Consider the following 16,963-nt stretch of genomic DNA (forward strand, 5'->3'; position numbering starts at 1 on the left):
CGGTAAATCACTTGAGTTCATTCGGTCGTAAAGCCAATCCACAGCTTAGTCGAGTGTCTATGTCGACTATTCGTTGGCCTCGAGACGGCGAGCGTTTTCGCCCGGTAAACTGTCACATGAAGCCGTCACCCGTGCGCTGATCAGGCCGGAATCATCGTCAACCTCCGGAAGTTGGATGCGCTGTACATCCAACGTCACGTCACTAGATTGTCCACCCTTGGTTTCTTGCAAGGCTTGCACTTGTTGTCGAGCCAGGTTTTCGGCTCGGGCGAGTGCGGCGGTCGGATCGATCTCTGATTCGGGCTCAGCGCCAGTATGAATCAGATAGCCACCACGCTCATTAAGCGTAATCTCAATGGTGTATTCGGATCGAATCATGCCCACGGCCGCGCCGACAGCGTTAGCCACGTGGCTGTGTTGGGGAACGTGTGTTTCGATGTTCAAACGCTGACCGACCGCTGGGTAGAACACATTAGCAGGCCCCCCCACCGCGACGAGGGGCAGGGCCGACGTAAACGTCACGCCCAGGTGATTGATCTTGTCCTGACCGGCCGCTACCGCGGCAACGAGTGCGTTGTCGTCGCTAAAATTCGTATCGCTCAATTCATTAATAATGAGCCGCGTGCTCTTATCGATGGTGAGATTGACTACCTCTTGGCATACGTTACGCACCTGTTCGTCCACATTAGACCCAGCCACCCGATAGCTGGCGCGGCCCAAGAGCTCAGCCGCCGAGCGCGCCGCGCGCACCGACCATTGTCCTTGAAGCCCGAGCACATGGGCTGCGTCACTCGGAGTAAAACCCGAGCGCCGCAAAATGCCGCGATCGACCAGCGCGCGCACGCAGGCGCGATCGGCGGCGCCATTTATCACGTTGCGGCTTTTGTTGGGGCGCGCTGGATTGAGCGTGGCAATAAAGCGCTGTTCGCGCGCGCTCAGCGTGGCGCTTTCGGTGAGATTCAGCACAAGATAATCGAGTGCTGACAGCATACCGCCCGAGGCTGAAAGCGCGGCCTCGAGTTCGATTTCGAGTTCAGGGTAAAGGGTTGCCAGCATGGAGATGGGTGCCACGCGCGTATCCAGCAGGGTTAGGCCGGAGGCGGAGTCGACCTCGACGCCGCTGTCACCGCCCAAGCCAATGGTCTGCATATCGATGGCGTGCACGAGCGTACGGTAACCGCCGACGTTTGAGCCACGCGCGCTTAAGGCGGGCCAGCCGTTGCGCACGGTGGCGACGTCGGAGGTGGTGCCGCCCATATCGGCCACCACAAAATTGTGGAGCGAGGTGAGGTAGCGTGCGCCGATCACGCTCGCGGCGGGACCGGACAGAATGGTTTCGATGGGTTTTTCTATTACCGAATCGGCGGCGGCGATGGAGCCGTCGCCCTTGACGATCATGACAGGTGCTTTGAGGTTCAACGCGTTCATCGATTCGATGACCGCATTGGTCAGATCAACAATCAGCGAGATAATGCGCGCATTAAACGCAGCGGTTAGTGCTCTGAGCGGTCCGTTGAGCGAATCGGATAGATCGCATGACGCACTGACAGGCTTACCGGTGAGGGCGTGAATCAGCGTCGACGCACGGCGCTCATGCTGGGGATTGCGTACCGCGTAGTGCGAGGCGACGGCGAAGGCGTCGACCTCAAGCGACGAGCACGCATCGCGCACCGCTTGTTCATCGAGCGGGGCGTACTCGTGGCCATCATAACGATGCCCGCCTTCAATCGCCACGACATGCGCGTCAGGGATAGCGCTGGCGATGTTCGTTCGCGCAATCATGTCTTGGTCAAAGCCGATAAGCAGTACACCGATGTTGGACCCTTTGCCCTCGACCAGCGCATTGGTGGCCAGTGTGGTGGACAACGACACCTGCGCGATGTCGGAGGCGGACAGGTTGCTGGCTTCGTCGAGCACTTTTTCTAACGCGCTCGATACACCATCAGAGAGCTTGCTGTGCGTAGTCAGTGATTTAGCGGCGGTGATGACGGCGTTCTGATCAGAATCGATAATCACCGCATCGGTGTACGTGCCGCCGGTGTCGATGCCGATGAGGTAGCGACTCATCAGGACACGTATCCAAACAGGCGGGGTAGATACAAAGCAAGCGGCGACCAAAAAGTCGTTATGAGCATGACCGGCAGTGCGGCAAACAGCATAAAGCCAAACGCGGGGCGGGCGACGCTCGACATGCCCACATTACAGATACGGCAGCTCATAAAAAGAATGGGCGCCATTGGTGGACTGTTGCAGCCAATGACGACGCTCGTGCCAACAATGGCCGCAAAATGAATGGGATCGACGCCGATATTGATCATCACAGGCAGCAATAGCGGACTGACGATGGCCACGACGCTCACATCGTCCATGATCATACCGAGCAGGATCAGAAATAGGTTGACGGCAAGCAGGATAAGAATTTTCGACTGCAGCGTATTGAGCATCAGGTCGGTCAGTTCCTGTGGGATGCGCTCGAGCGTGAAAATGCGACTGGCGACAAACGAGAAGACGAGAATGATCATGATCACGCCGGTGGTCGTAGCGGCGTCGATCAGCGCGTTGGCAAGTTTGCGCCAGTCGAGTTCGCGGTACACGAAAAATCCAACGGGAATCGCATACACGACGGCAATCGCGGCGGCTTCCGTCGGCGTGAAATAGCCGCCGTCGATGCCACCGAGAATGATGAATGGCACAAGCAGCGCGGGGAGCGCCGCTCCGCCGGCCTGACCAATGGTGCGCAGTCGTGTTTTTAATGGCATGGCTCCGCTGGCCACGCCGGCGTGACGACGATGCCAGGCATTGAGCGCGCAGAGCCATAGAATGAGCAGAATGCCGGGCCCGATGGTGGCAAGGAAACAGGCCGCCACCGATTGGCGTGTGACCACTGCATAGAGAATCATGGTGATGCTAGGTGGAATCAGTAGACCGAGCAGAGACGACATGCTCAGTAGCGCCGTGGTGTACGGCCTCTCGTAACCGTGTTTTTCCATCGGGTCGGCCATGATCGTGCCGATGGCGGCCACCGCCGCCGACGCGGTGCCGGAAATCGCACCGAATATGCCGCACGCTACAACCATCGAATTGCCCATGCCGCTGCGCGAACGTCCAACAATTGCCTCGACAAATGTAATGAGTCGCGCGGCCATACCGCCAGCCTGCATGAGATAGCCGGTCATAATAAAGAGCGGTAGGGCGATGAGGATCACCGAGTTGATCGACCAAAAACCGGTGGTCATGACAAACGAAAATTGAATGTCATACGTGAGCACCAGAACGAGCGTCATCGCGGCGAACGAAAAGACTACCGGCACGCCGATCATCATTAGCAGCACGACGGCGATGAGGGCATACACCACGCCCATCAGGCTTTGCCTCCATCGCCGAGTGCCAGGGCGTCGCTCAACGCATCGCGTATCGCGTAAAACACCATGAGCACACTGCACACAAACAGGCTGGACTGCGCCACGTAGAGGGGGATGCGTAAAGCTGCCGTGCTCTGCTGGCGTTCAAAGCCCCAACGGATGAGGCTGAAGCTCCAAATGGCAAACACGATCGCCATGAGAAGTGAGATAAGTGTGGCCACAAAACGCATACGCGCTTTGGTCGATTCGTTTTGAGTGATGACCTGAATAAAATCGCCGCTGAGGTGGGTGCGGTCACGCGAGGCGAGCGCCGCGCCGAGCATGTAAAGCCACATGACGCTAGTGAGTACGACTTCTTCAAGGCCCAACAACGGCTGGCCGAGCAGTTCGCGCGAGACGATGCCGCTGACCATGAGCACAGCCACGGCGAGCGACAGCACGACGACCAGCGGCTTGAGTACTCGTGCGACGAACGGGTCGAGGCGTTTGATCAGAGCGAGCAACGCGTGCATGTCTTACTCCGGCACCGACGCGTTATCACGCACGGTTTGCATGATGGCAGGACCTAAAAACGTTTCCGCTTGCGGCCACACTTTGTCGCGCACCGTGCGCACCCAACTCTGCATTTCAGCGGTATTGGGCACAAAATACGCCATGCCGTTCGCCTGGGCAGTGGCGATCCATTTGTCGTCTTCGGTTTTGGCGTCAGCAAACTGCTTGCGAATCACGATGTCGGCGGTGTCTTCAAAGATCTGCTTGTCCGCGTCGCTCAGGTTTAACCACACCTCATTGTTCATCACAAGCGCCGCCGCCGAGAAGTTGTGTTTGGTGTGCACGAAGTAGTCGAGCAGATCGCCAAAGTACTCATAGTCCCAATAGATCACATTGCTCGAGTCACCATCAACAACGCCAGTCTGTAGCGAGGTGTACACCTCAGACCAGTCGATGGGCACGGCGTCAAAGCCCATTGCCGAAATGGTTTGTGGTAACGGAAAAATTGTTTGCGAACGCAGTTTTATTCCTGCCGTGTTATCGATGCTGGTCGTGTAGCGGCCCTTGGTGGCGATGCCACCAAATCCTTCTGGATAAGGGCCAAAATATTTAAGACCGTTCTCGGCATAGACACCGGCGACAACTTGAGTGAGCCAACCGTCACGTGCGTAGGCGGCCAGCGCATCGTCCCAACCGATCGTGAGATAGGGTAAAAAACTCACGCCCATACGTTGGTCGTACGCCGTTTGCGGCCAGGCGAGCACCATGTGCAGATTGCCTTTCAGCAGTTGGTCAAAAATCTCCTGCTGGCCACCCAGCTCATTTTGATAAAAGACGTTGATCGAAAGGCGGCCCTGCGAGCGCTCATCGACGAGTTTCGCCCAAAGGCGCATCGATGTGCCCTGCGGCGAATCGTAGTCGCCTGACACCACCACAAGATGGAAGCGTTGTGTCTCGTCGGCCGCCATGGCGCCATACGAGAACAGCCAAACAAGAAGGATCAGGCCGTAACGGTTCATAGGGATTCCCTGTTCTGGCGCGAGTACGACGCGGTGGGCGCCGCCAGCAGCCAACTAAAAATATAGCGTGTTGACACCCTTACACGTCGGGCTGTTCGTGACCCCATGCGACGATTCCGGGTACACTTGCGACATGACGAATTTATTTCTCGATTTACCGCCGCGTGATCTGCTGCGTGTGATTCATAACCATCTCAATCAGCGTTTTTTTGCCGACAGCAAGGCCGCGTCGAAGCGGCTGTTTAAATCGCTTGCGCATGGCACCGAGGCGCCGTTTATTGCCATCTCGACCGAAGAGTCGGGCGACATTCGAAGCGTCCTGCGTCTCGACATGACGGCGGTGTCGGGCAAGTTTAACTTTCGTTTGTTCCGCGAAGCACTCGCGGCGCATCTTTATCGCATCGACCAGGCGCTTGCTGACCAGAATGACGCCACGGCTGACTCTGCAAACGTTTACGTCGATCAAGATGATTCCAGCCGTCTGGTGTTCAATTTGCCGGGCGTTACCGACAGCAATGGCCATATCAACGCGCTGGTGTCCGGTGTCGAGGTCACGGAGCCCGGATCGTTTGTGGTAAAGCTCGTGTTTTTGCCCGTCGAGCAGGACGCGCCGCGCAGTGATTGATACCGGTTGGGCAACTAGGCGGTCACCGCCTCAAGCGCGCGGCGGTAATAACGCAGCCCCCAAAACACCACAACGGCGGTGGCCGGGTACACGATCCCGGCGACTGTGCTGAGCGACAGATTCAACAGCATGTCGTCGCGGTAGACGAAATTGGTGAAACCGGCGATTAGGCTGCCCCCGAGCGCAAGACCAAACAGGTTGGCCATAAACAGCAGGAGCGCGCTCATTTGCGCGCGCATGCGGTTAGGGCTGATGGCCATCAGTGCGGCGAGCGAAATGCCAAAGTAGGTGTAGTGCACGAATGAGGTAAACCACAGAAGCGCAATCGCCGTCGAGGCATCGGGCACGAGCGTCGCAAGGGGGGCAGGCAGTATCAACAGCGCCGCCGCTAGTCCCACTACGCGCAGATTGGCATCCACGTAGCCGCGCTTGCGCACCCACGTCGCCGCCAGCGCGCCAAACAAGGCCCCTGGGGTGCCGGCAAAAATCGACATCAGGCCCAGCTGCGTGCCGGCTTCGGTGAGCGGCATGTTGTGCGTGCGCTGAAGAAAGGACGGAAACCAGTTGGCGTGTCCGTAACCGATCATGCTCATCAGCGACACGGCAGCAAATATAGCGGTGAACGCCTGCCAGTGTGTTCCAAGGTAGGCTCGAATTTCACTCAGCGGAATGGAGTCGCTGCCCTGTTGCGTGAGCGTGGTTTGCTGGCGCGCCGGTTCTTTTAGAAGCGCAATGGCAATGGACAACGCGACGCCCGGCAAGCCGACGGCAATAAATGTGAGTTGCCAGGCTTCAAAGCCTTGTAGCATTTCGGGCAACGTCGCCGTTGAAAAATACTCGAACACATGCCCGCCGATCATGTAGGCCAGTCCGCCTCCAAGCGTGATGCCCATGGCATAAATCGACGTCGCCCAGCGCAGTTTGCCGGGCTCGAAGTAGTCGGATAACAACGAGTAGGCCGGCGGTGACAGCGCCGCTTCGCCAACCCCAACGCCCACGCGCGCAAAGAACAAGCCAATAAAGTTCTTGGCAAACCCGCATAGGCAGGTCATGAGCGACCAAAACATCACGCCCGCGGCGACAATTCCAACGCGCTTATGCGAATCGGCGTAGCGTCCAATCGGCAAACCAAGGCCGATGTACAACAGCGTGAACGCAAAGCCATGCAGTAACGAAAATTCGAAATCGCTGATGTTGAACGATTCGCGAATGGGCATCACGAGCATCGCCATAATGTTGCGATCAATGAACGAGAGGATGTAGGCCAGCAGCAATAAGGCAAGCGCGGTGTTGGCTTGTCGGGCCGGTGGATAGGGAATTGAAGAGGCGCGGTCGGTCATACCTCAATGTAACAAAAAAAGCCCTCCGAAGAGGGCTTTTTGTCGAGCGGTTAACACGTCGAATCGGCTAGCTTGCCGCCTTGCGATCCTGCGCTTCTTTGATGACCGCTTCGGCCACATTCGCCGGACAGGCTGAGTAGTGCGAGAACTCCATCGAGAACTGCCCACGGCCCGAAGTCAGGGTACGCAGATGACCGATGTAGCCAAACATCTCACTCAACGGTGCTTCTGCCTTAACACGTACGCCGGTGACGCCGGTGTCCTGCGCCTTAATCATGCCGCGACGACGGTTGAGGTCGCCGATAACATCCCCTACATGATCGTCGGGCGTAAACACGTCGACTTTCATAATCGGCTCAAGCAGCTGTGGTGATGCTTTTGGCACGGTCTGGCGGTAAGCGGCTTTGGTGGCCAACTCAAAGGCCATCGCTGAGGAGTCTACCGCGTGGAACGCGCCGTCCATCAACGTCACTTTGACATCGAGCAGTGGATAGCCGGCGAGGGTGCCTTCTTCCATGCTGGCCCCAAACGCTTTTTCGATCGCCGACCAGTATTCACGAGGTACGTTACCGCCGGTGACTTTCGATTCGAATTCGTAGCCACTGTTGGTTTCACCTGGCTCAATCACGTAGTCGATTTTCGCGAATTGACCCGAACCACCCGTCTGTTTCTTGTGGGTGTAGGAATCTTCGACCAGTTGAGTAATGGTTTCGCGGTAAGCGACCTGCGGCTTACCAACTTCCACCTCAACACCGTGTGTACGCTTGAGGATGTCGACCTTGATATCCAGGTGCAGCTCACCCATTCCGGCGAGAATCGTTTCGCCCGATTCTTCATCGGTGCTCACGCGGAACGATGGGTCTTCCTGAATCATCTTGTTGAGCGCCACACCCATCTTCTCAGTGCCCGCCTTGTCTTTAGGACTAATGGCGATTGAGATCACCGGGTCTGGGAACACCATTGGCTCCAGCGTAGCCGGATCGTTAGGGTCGCACAGGGTGTGACCAGTGCGGGTGTTTTTCATACCCAACAGCGCGATGATGTCGCCGGCCTGTGCTGAATCACGCTCTTCGCGCGAGTCAGCGTGCATTTCGACGATTCGTCCGATCCGCTCGGTTTTACCAGTATAGGTATTGAGCACTGTATCGCCTTTTTTCAGCGTGCCCGAATAAATGCGCGTGAAGGTCAGCGCGCCGTAGCGGTCATCCATAATTTTGAATGCCAGCGCGCGCAGTGGACCGCCAGCATCGACAATCGCCTTGCCGCCGGTTTCATTACCCTCCAGGTCCACCTCAGGCTGTGGATCGACTTCCATCGGGTTAGGCAGGTAGTCGACAACGGCATTCAGCACCAGCTGCACGCCTTTGTTTTTGAATGCCGAACCGCAGTAGGTCGGGAAAAAGTCCAGAGCGATGGTGCCTTTACGAATGCATTTCTGCAGGTCTTCCACAGACGGCTCTTCGCCCTCGAGGTATTTTTCCATGAGGTCGTCGTCCTGCTCGAGCGCGGTCTCGACCAGCATCTCGCGATACTCTTCGACTTTGTCCGCATAGTCAGCCGGTACGTCAGTGACTTCGTATTTGGTCGGATCGCCTGAATTGTCCCAGGTCCACGCTTTGCGCGTGAGTAGATCAATGACGCCCACAAAGTCGTCTTCGATACCCATCGGCAGCACCATAACGAGTGGCTTTGCGCCCAACACGTCGCGCACCTGATCGACCACGCGATAGAAATCCGCGCCCATGCGATCGAGCTTGTTCACAAAGATGATGCGAGCGACTTCAGACTCGTTGGCATAGCGCCAGTTGGTTTCAGACTGAGGCTCCACGCCGCCTGAACCACAGAACACGCCCACCCCACCGTCGAGCACCTTCAATGAGCGGTACACTTCGATCGTGAAGTCCACGTGTCCAGGGGTGTCGATGATGTTGAGGCGGTGCCCGTCCCATTCGCAGGTCGTAGCAGCGGACTGAATGGTGATGCCGCGCTCTTGCTCCTGGTCCATGAAGTCAGTGGTTGCTGCGCCGTCGTGAACCTCACCGATTTTGTGAATCTTGCCGGTTAATTTCAAAATCCGCTCAGTGGTGGTGGTTTTGCCTGCATCCACGTGGGCGAAAATGCCAATGTTGCGGTATTTGGTAAGGTCAGTCATGACGGTTCTCTTCGTTTTCAGTAAATGTGTGTTTTCGTGCGTTTTGCTGGGCCTTTTGTTTCGTCCAGCGTAAAAAGCCCATCTGCGGAAGTGGGACCCGCGGATGAGCTTAGATTTTGCGAAACGAGATGATTAACCTTTTGATTTATAAGAGTTAATCAAATAGCCGTTCCGAACTTTGCGCGCATGATAGCAGGGTCCGCCAAAGGCCGCCACCCAAACCGTTTAAACGCGCCAAATCAAGCCGATTAAATGTGTCCTCGCGCGCCGGAATTCAAGGGCGACGTGGTCGCGCTCGATGGCGTGAAATCATCGCGCGGCTGAACCAAAACGTGCCCTCGATGCTCTGACGTTAAGATGGGAAACGGCCGCGCATCACCGTATAATTGTCGCGCCGCACAAGCCCGATATGAGCATGGCTTTGGGCGCGTGACTCAGCTCCTCGGAGCCCACTACAGGACGTCATTATTATGAGCAGTATTTGCCGGGGCACTGGACGCCACCTCGATCGTATCCATCGATGTGTGGCCGCATTGATGTTGGGCCTAAGCCCGGTGTCAATGACCGTTGCGCAAGAGGCCACTACCGTCAATGTCGCGACGCTTGCGGATGTGCAGGTTGCGCAACGCCAATTTGCGCCGGCCGATGTGATCGCGGCCAACCGCGCCATCGTCGCTGCCGAGGTGGCCGCCAATATCGACTCGGTGGCGGCAGAAGTTGGGCAGCGTGTCAAAAAAGGCGACGTGCTGGCACAGCTTGATCAGCGCGACTATCAACTCGCGCTCGAACAAGCCGAGGCGCAGCTGGCGTCGACCAATGCGCAAATCGACCAGGCCAATCTTCGTCTAAAACGGGCGCAGAAGTTATCGGGTAACCAATATATTTCCGCCGACGACCTGCTCGCACGCGAAACGGATGTTGTGGTGCTCACGGCCAACCGCGCCGCGAATAATGTCGCCATTCGCATTGCCAAAAACAATTTGGACAAAACGCAAATCCGTGCACCGTTTGATTCGGTTGTGGTGGCGCGACCGGCACAAGTGGGCAGCTACGTAACCCCCGCCGCCCCCATGTTTGAATTGGTGCAACTCGATAGTGCGGAGGTCGAGGCACGCGTGGCCAGTAATCTGGTGGCGGGCATCGAGTCGGCCACAGCGCTGCGCTTTGAGCGCAATGGTGAATTCTGGCCGGTGAGATTGCTGCGTGTGAGTCCCGTCGTGGCGTCTGAGTCCGGCGCACAAATCGTGCGCTTGGCATTTGCGCAACAAGCCGCCGCGGTGGGAAGCAGCGGTCGATTCAGTTGGCAAGATGCCGGTGGGCTGGTGCCCACCGACTTGTTGGTCAAACGAAACGGCGAACTTGGCGTGTTTATTGCCGAAGGTGACCGAGCGCGTTTTTATGCGGTGGCCGGTGCACAGGAGGGCCGCCCCGCGGCCGTTGGGCTCGATCCGTCTACAACGATCGTGACGGTCGGCCGCTTCAAACTGCAGGATGGCCAATTACTGAATATCGTCGGTCAATAGGATTCACGGCCGTGCTGAGAAACCTCCTTACCCATCATCCGCTGGTCAATATTCTCTTTCTGGTTGTGCTGATTTTCGGCGCGTTGTCCTTTGTGCAAATGCCCCGCGAGAACGATCCCGACGTCAATTTTAACTGGATAATTATCAACACCGTGTTGCCGGGCTCGTCGGCCAAAGACGTCGAGGAACTGGTCACTGCGCCGCTGGAAGATGCACTGAGCGGCATTAAGGACATCAAATTTGTGTCGAGCAATTCGCAGCAAGATAGCTCGACGATGCTGGTGCGCTTTAATGAAATGCCGCGCGATGAGTTTTTAGTGCGTTTTGCTGATTTGCGTCGCGACGTACAAAACAAAGCGCGAGCTGAGCTTCCCGATGAAGCGGAAGATCCGTTTATTACGGAGATTTCCACTTCGAGTGGTTTCCCGACAGCCATTGTCGTGGTGGCCGGTCAGGCGCAGGACGAAACGTTGCGCGAAATTGCGCGCACCATGGAGCAGGACCTCGAGCGCTTGAAAGGCGTCGACAATGTGTCGAGCATCGGTCTGCACCCACCTGAACTGCAGGTCAATCTCGATTTATCGGCGATTGCCGCACGCGGATTGACCGCTACGGCGATCAGCGACAGTTTGCGCAGCGCTTATCGTGATACATCGGCGGGCGAACTGTCGGTCGCGGGTGCGCAATGGCTTGTGCGGGTCGACGAAGCGGAGCCCGATCCGGAAAAGTTGGCGCAATTTCAGTTGCGCACCCCCGATGGCGGCCAGGTCGCGTTGGGGCAGGTCGCCAGTGTTGAGCGGGTGCGTAAAAAGGCCGCCACCAAAGTGACGTTTGAAGGCAGCCCGGCCGTGTCGTTGGCCGTGATTAAACAAAAGTACGTCAACACATTGGAGTTGGTTGATCGCATCAACGCGTATGTCGATGAGAAAAACACCCAATACGCCGATCGTGGTATTCACGTGTCGTTGGCGGACGACCAAACCGTGCAGACACGTAACGCGCTGAACGTCATGGGTCGGAACGCGGTGCTCGGTTTGTTCCTGGTGCTTATCGTGTGCTGGCTGTTTCTCGGGATACGCATTGCCACTATGGTTACGCTCGGTATCGCCTTTTCCATTGCCGGTACGCTATGGATGCTCAATGTCACGGGCAATACGCTGAATGTCATGGTGCTGCTGGGTATCGTGATTGTACTTGGGATGCTGGTGGACGATGCCGTGGTTGTGGTGGAGGCGGTGTACTATCGACTGCAGCGTGGCGTACCGGGTGTCGAGGCGGCGATCGGCGCGTTGCGCGAAGTGGGCAAGCCCGTGCTGTCAGCGGTCGCGACGACTTCGGCGGCGTTTCTGCCGCTGATGCTGCTAAAAGGCGTTGTCGGTCAGTTTATGTTTGTGATTCCGTTTGTGGTGACAACGGGACTTGCCGTGAGTTTGATCGAGGCATTTTGGATTCTGCCAGCGCACGTCATTGCGCTAGGTGCCAATGCAACCGGTGGCGCCGACAAACGCACACACTGGCGTACGCGCTGGACAGAATCGTTACGTAAACGGTACACGCGCGCATTGGCCTTTTTTATGCGTCGGCCATTTATTCTGTTTTTAGCCACGCTCGCGTTGATTCTGTTGGCGGTGCTGTCCATTCTCGGTGGTCGCGTCACCATGAATTTTTTCCAGGCCGATCCGTTGCGCATCGCCTACGTGAATCTCGACATGCCGGCGGACAGCACGCTCGATGAGACGCTAGCGCAGGCCAACGTTGTGGAGCGTCGTGTGCGTGAGAAAATTCTGCCGGAGGAAATTCGGGCGATCACGACGTACGCGGGCACCAAATTTACCGAGACCGAACAGCTCTTTGGCGATCAGTACGGCCAAATTCAAATCTCGCTGAATCCACGCGGTGATGGTCGCACGGTGGGCGAGATTATGGATGGTCTGCGTGAATATGCGCTGGCGACTCCCGGCGATGCCGAGATCACCTTTACGCAAATATCCGGTGGACCTCCTACCCTTGGCGACATCAACGTCAAAGTGCGCAGTAACGACTATGAGGAGTTGCGTAGCGCTACCGATACTATGAAGTCGCTGGTGGCCTCCTTACCCGGCGCATCAAACGTGGCGGATGATGATGTTCCGGGTCGATTGGAGCTCACTCTCGATCTGAATGAGACTGCGATTCGTCGCGCGGGCCTTGAGCCGGGCATGATTAATCGACTCGTGCGCCTGCATGTGGACGGCGAGATAATCAGCTTCCTGCGCTACAAAGGCCAAAAAATGGAGCTGCGTGTTCGTGCCGCGCCGCGGATCGTAGGATCCATCGAGGAGGTGCTCGATGAGCCTATCGCATTACCGATGGGCGGCACGACGTCGTTACGTGAGTTGAGCGACACGTCGATTCAACGGGGGTCGGGGATTATTCGTCACTACAACTTCCGACGCTCGATCACCGTGACGGCGGATATTGACGAGACGGTAATCAATATCAAAGAAGCGAACGAGCAGCTGAAAGAGAAATGGAATGCGGCGAAGGGCCAGTTTTTGACAGCCGACGCCGACTACACCGGCGTGCTGGATGACATCGAAGAATCGCTTGACGGCATGACCGTGTTGTTCTTGTTCGGTGTTGGTTTGATGTATCTCATTCTGGCAACGCAGTTTAAAAGTTATTTTCAGCCTCTGCTTATTCTGACGACCGTCCCGATGGCGTTTACAGGGGTGGTGCTGGGTTTATCGATCACGGGCAATCCGTTGAGTTTGTTTTCGATGTATGGGGTCATTGCGCTTACGGGCATCGCAGTGAATGCAGCGATTGTGCTGATCGCCGCCGCTAATCAACGTATTGAGGCGGGGATGCGGCCGTTACACGCCACTATGTACGCCGCCCGACGTCGGGTGGTGCCCGTGCTGATGACCGCTACGACAACCATCGCCGGGCTTTTTTCCCTTGCTGTTGGGCTCGGCGGTAAGTCGCTGGTGTGGGGGCCGGTGGCCAGTAGTATTGTATCTGGCCTGATCGTCGCGACGGCGCTCACGCTGTTTGTGGTGCCGGTGCTCTATCGGTTTTTCATGCGCGGCAGCCGTCGTGGATCCGGAGGTACGGCCTCCGTTCAGGACAATCGGCACGCTTAAGGTCTCCGATTTTACCCACCCGGTCTTTCTTTCTCGGATTCCCTCATCGTCACGATGCTGACCAAACCGCCCCGTGGCGTGGGGGAGCGCATCCGTTGACCAGAATCGGCTGCTGTGCGCGTTGCAATTGAACGTGTGTCGCGTGAGTCGGCTGCCATTGTATCGGACGAAATCCGCTATTGAATCCGCGCGGTATGACCTGAAACCGTCTCCGGCCCGCTGGAACCGGTATGTGGGTCCGATTTATGTCTAATCGTGAGGGAATACTCGGCACCCTGTCGCTATGATGTTTGAGCCAGTCTGAAACCATAAAAAAAACAGTGGGGGACACAATGCAGACGCACCGATCAAAAGGCCGTACAGGCGAGTGGTTTTCGTTTCTTTTTATTGTACTGACCATCACGGTAGTCAGTACGGCATCGGCATCAACACCACCCTGCGCGCCGGCAGGTCTGGTGGTGTTGACACCGGCATCTACTGCGACACTTGTTGCAATTGAGCCGGACCTACAACCGTCGAGACTCGAGTTGCGTTTCCAGAATCCGACGTCGGAGCTTCTGGCACTTGCCGCATTTGACGATATGCTGTTGCCGCCGGGGCCGGGCTTACCCACCGGTTTTCGCGGCCAGGTCTGGAACGTTCAATCGATGGGTAACGAATTAACGATCGTGGCCGAGGGCAGCCGGCGGGCGGGCAACCCGTCGCTGTTTTTAACGCCTGTGTTGTCGTCTCAGCCCACCGATTTTTCCGGATCGCGTTCGTGCTTTACGCTGCTTGAGGACCAAGATCTTGTGGACTCGGATGCGGATGGTGCCGGCGATGGTGGTGCCTTGGAGGCCCAGTGCAAGGAAACCAATGGCAATGATTATGCGTTTTCAGTAGAGCTGGTTGAGGGCGTCGACATCAATGGCTTGCTAACGGTTGCGCCGTTTGACATCGACGGTGAAATTGAAATCGAGGCACTTGAACTGCTCAAAGCGCAAGTGATTAGCGAGGGACGCATCTCGTTCACCGGCGAAATCAGCGCGGATGCGGATGCCGTGCTGCCGGAGGGGGAGACGCTCATCGGCAGCACGGTGCTTGGCTCATACATCCTCAAGATGGGCGAACTGTCCAATATCGCCACGCTCACCGCGACCTTAACGGCGGATGTGTTTGTTGGCGCGTGTGGTTCGATCAGTGCCGGCACCCGCACCGGTGTGACGAGCACGGCGGCGGCCACGCTTGGTATCGAATATGACAATGGCGCGCCACGAATTATCGCCAGCACGGCCGAAACGGACCTGCAAGTGAGCCCACCACAACTCGATTCCGATGTCGCCGCGGACGTCACACTCTATGGCGGCGCCGTATTGCGACTGTCGTTGGATCTCGCTGCCGTTGGTGTGATTCCGGTGGCGGGTGTCATCACCGAAATGACGGCGCGCGGTTCCGCGCGTGTGCAGGTCGACCCCGTTGCCGATCCCTGGTGGCAGGTGAGCGGACGACCCGAAGTATTTGTTGATTTGTATCCGGCGTTGCTGACCGGTGATCTCTCGCGTTTTAATTTCGACGTGATTAATCCGCCAGAGCAGCTTTTGTTTTCGGCCAATAACGAGTTTCCGTTTACTCTCCCCGCAGCGAATCGTGTCAACGGGACGCGCGTTTCGGGTTCGGCGCTTCGCTGGTCACGCGCGTATCTCAGTGCCGATGATTATCAGACGGTTGATACCATTCCGACGGCGGATGGCGGAGCGCTTTCGCTGGCCAACAGCGCGCAGTTCGGTTCCATTTTGCGTGTCGATTATCTCGGTAACCGCGTATGGCAGCGTCGCGTCGAAGGGGCATTCGTGCCGCAATCGGCCTTTGAACTGTCCAATGCCGATGTGCTCATTGCCGGTACGCAGTCTGGCGAACTGTGGCTGTTGTTGCTCGATGCCGACGGCAACGAATTATGGTCACGCAATTATGCCAGTGCCGGCGGGGATATTGAGCTTGCGACCGTTACCGGCACAGACGGTGGCGACCTCATTGTCGGTGGACTGTTTTCAAACACGAGCGGCACACCGGAGCTGTCGCCATGGGCGGCGCGAATCGATGCATCCGGTCCGGTAGTCTGGGCCAATTACTTTGGACAGATGGGTGTGGATGAGCAGATTCTGGGCGTCACCGGTACAGCCGACAATGGCTTAATGCTCGTTGGCGACACCGAATTTACGCCACCGGGACCGCTTTTGCCTGGTGCCAATACCTACACGCTTAGGCTGAATCCTGATGGGACGGTGAAGTGGTCTAACGTGTGGGCAAGCTCCACCGGCGACCGGCTACTCGCCGCGACGCAGGCGCCGGATGGATCCTTTATCGCCGTGGGTAGTACAGGCGGTACGAATCAAGATGCGGCACCACGTGGGTTGGTGATTCGCTACGACGAGGACCAGGCGGCGTCGCCAGTCGAACCTCGCTACGTGCGGGCGTTCGGTGGTGCATTTACGTACCTTGAGTTTGTGTTCGATGAATGGGTCGATGTGGTGAACAGTGGCGATGGTTTTGCGCTGGTCGGCACGAGCGGTTTGGGGGCAGACCGCAAGGTGTGGCTCGCCTCATTGGCTGAGCGCGGAGATGAACCTGATCTGACGTGGACGGCGTACCACGATGGATTGGATGATGATGGGGCTGTGCGCCTTCACAACGTTGGCGATGGCTATCTGCTCGGTGGAGATAGTGCATCATTTGCTGACGGTGCGCTGGAACAGGCGCTGTGGTTGTCGCGGATCCCGTATGAAGGTTGGATGGACTGGAATGTCCCGTCCAACGCCGCAGCCACCTACACACCGATTCTTGAAGATGAGCCGCCCAGTTTTCCGGCGGTGTCGGATATTCTGAATATCACTGGTGTCGAGGACACCACAAGTTTGGAACAGGAAATGCCGCTCAATTTCACGGTTGCCGCTTCCGATGGGCTGGTGTTGGTGCCCGTCGGGTTTCCGGCAGTGGAATTGGTGCGTGAACCGCTCGCGTTCGTCGATACAGACGGCGACGGCGTGCAGGACGAGCTGGATAATTGTGTATTGGTGTCGAACGCCGATCAGCTCGATACCAACAGCGATGGGTTCGGCAACCTGTGTGATGCCGACCTCAATAACGATGGCGTCATCAATTTCATCGATCTCAGTTTGCTCAGTAGCCTATTTTTGATGACTGACGACGATGCGGACCTCAATGGTGATGGTGTGGTTAACTTTATCGATGTGAGTTTGCTGTCGCAGCAGTTTCTTCAGGTGCCAGGACCCAGTGGCATCGCGCCGTAGCGTTGGTGACCGTCGGCTTCGCGCTTCGACGTTGAGCA

The 16,963-nt window shown here is 57.0% G+C and carries 10 protein-coding genes; 4 read left to right on the forward strand and 6 right to left on the reverse strand.

All coding sequences use genetic code 11. The features are described from left to right. Positions 1-66 precede the first annotated feature (66 nt). The 4 genes from AAF465_00270 to dctP are packed head-to-tail and all read right to left on the reverse strand — an operon-like array spanning position 67 to position 4,873. A complete protein-coding gene (locus AAF465_00270; GenBank protein ID MEM7081161.1) occupies positions 67-2,067 on the reverse strand; it encodes a hydantoinase/oxoprolinase family protein in 2,001 nt (666 codons plus the stop codon). Continuing rightward, positions 2,067-3,362 carry a TRAP transporter large permease gene (locus tag AAF465_00275; GenBank protein ID MEM7081162.1) on the reverse strand — a complete coding sequence of 432 codons (1,296 nt, stop codon included), beginning with the start codon at positions 3,360-3,362 and terminating at the stop codon, positions 2,067-2,069. Before AAF465_00275 ends, AAF465_00270 begins: the two co-directional genes overlap by 1 nt. Then, positions 3,362-3,874: a TRAP transporter small permease gene (locus AAF465_00280; protein MEM7081163.1), complete on the reverse strand. Its 513-nt coding sequence runs from the start codon at positions 3,872-3,874 to the stop codon at positions 3,362-3,364. Before AAF465_00280 ends, AAF465_00275 begins: the two co-directional genes overlap by 1 nt. A gap of 3 nt (positions 3,875-3,877) precedes the next feature. Next, on the reverse strand, positions 3,878-4,873 hold the full coding sequence (dctP, locus tag AAF465_00285; GenBank protein MEM7081164.1) for a TRAP transporter substrate-binding protein DctP: 996 nt from the start codon (positions 4,871-4,873) through the stop codon (positions 3,878-3,880). Between the two features lie 133 nt (positions 4,874-5,006). On the opposite strand from dctP, the gene AAF465_00290 reads away from it, so the two are divergent. Beyond that, entirely contained in the window at positions 5,007-5,498 is a 492-nt protein-coding gene (locus AAF465_00290) for a hypothetical protein (GenBank protein MEM7081165.1), read from the forward strand. A gap of 14 nt (positions 5,499-5,512) precedes the next feature. Here the strand turns inward: AAF465_00290 and AAF465_00295 are convergent, their stop codons facing one another. After that, positions 5,513-6,838, reverse strand: coding sequence for an MFS transporter (locus AAF465_00295; protein MEM7081166.1), 1,326 nt, complete (start codon positions 6,836-6,838; stop codon positions 5,513-5,515). A 67-nt stretch (positions 6,839-6,905) separates the two neighbouring features. Then, positions 6,906-8,990 (reverse strand): elongation factor G, encoded by a 2,085-nt coding sequence (fusA, locus tag AAF465_00300; GenBank protein ID MEM7081167.1) that lies wholly within the window; start codon positions 8,988-8,990, stop codon positions 6,906-6,908. Between the two features lie 470 nt (positions 8,991-9,460). On the opposite strand from fusA, the gene AAF465_00305 reads away from it, so the two are divergent. The 3 genes from AAF465_00305 (at position 9,461) to AAF465_00315 (ending at position 16,925) form a co-directional block, all read left to right on the forward strand. Further along, complete coding sequence (locus AAF465_00305) at positions 9,461-10,513, forward strand: efflux RND transporter periplasmic adaptor subunit (GenBank protein MEM7081168.1); 1,053 nt, start codon at positions 9,461-9,463, stop codon at positions 10,511-10,513. 11 nt (positions 10,514-10,524) lie between these two features. After that, a complete protein-coding gene (locus AAF465_00310; protein ID MEM7081169.1) occupies positions 10,525-13,638 on the forward strand; it encodes an efflux RND transporter permease subunit in 3,114 nt (1,037 codons plus the stop codon). A gap of 332 nt (positions 13,639-13,970) precedes the next feature. Then, positions 13,971-16,925 (forward strand): dockerin type I domain-containing protein, encoded by a 2,955-nt coding sequence (locus tag AAF465_00315; GenBank protein MEM7081170.1) that lies wholly within the window; start codon positions 13,971-13,973, stop codon positions 16,923-16,925. The last annotated feature ends 38 nt before the right edge of the window (positions 16,926-16,963 follow it).

The sequence above is a fragment of the Pseudomonadota bacterium genome (assembly GCA_039028935.1).
Taxonomy (GTDB): domain Bacteria; phylum Pseudomonadota; class Gammaproteobacteria; order Steroidobacterales; family SZUA-146; genus SZUA-146.

Excerpts from the sequence above, each read along its gene's own strand:
- AAF465_00270 (MEM7081161.1), bottom strand. The coding sequence starts at position 2,067 with ATGAGTCGCTACCTCATCGGCATCGACACCGGCGGCACGTACACCGAT.
- AAF465_00275 (MEM7081162.1), bottom strand. The coding sequence starts at position 3,362 with ATGGGCGTGGTGTATGCCCTCATCGCCGTCGTGCTGCTAATGATGATC.
- AAF465_00280 (MEM7081163.1), bottom strand. The coding sequence starts at position 3,874 with ATGCACGCGTTGCTCGCTCTGATCAAACGCCTCGACCCGTTCGTCGCA.
- dctP (MEM7081164.1), bottom strand. The coding sequence starts at position 4,873 with ATGAACCGTTACGGCCTGATCCTTCTTGTTTGGCTGTTCTCGTATGGC.
- AAF465_00290 (MEM7081165.1), top strand. The coding sequence starts at position 5,007 with ATGACGAATTTATTTCTCGATTTACCGCCGCGTGATCTGCTGCGTGTG.
- AAF465_00295 (MEM7081166.1), bottom strand. The coding sequence starts at position 6,838 with ATGACCGACCGCGCCTCTTCAATTCCCTATCCACCGGCCCGACAAGCC.
- fusA (MEM7081167.1), bottom strand. The coding sequence starts at position 8,990 with ATGACTGACCTTACCAAATACCGCAACATTGGCATTTTCGCCCACGTG.
- AAF465_00305 (MEM7081168.1), top strand. The coding sequence starts at position 9,461 with ATGAGCAGTATTTGCCGGGGCACTGGACGCCACCTCGATCGTATCCAT.
- AAF465_00315 (MEM7081170.1), top strand. The coding sequence starts at position 13,971 with ATGCAGACGCACCGATCAAAAGGCCGTACAGGCGAGTGGTTTTCGTTT.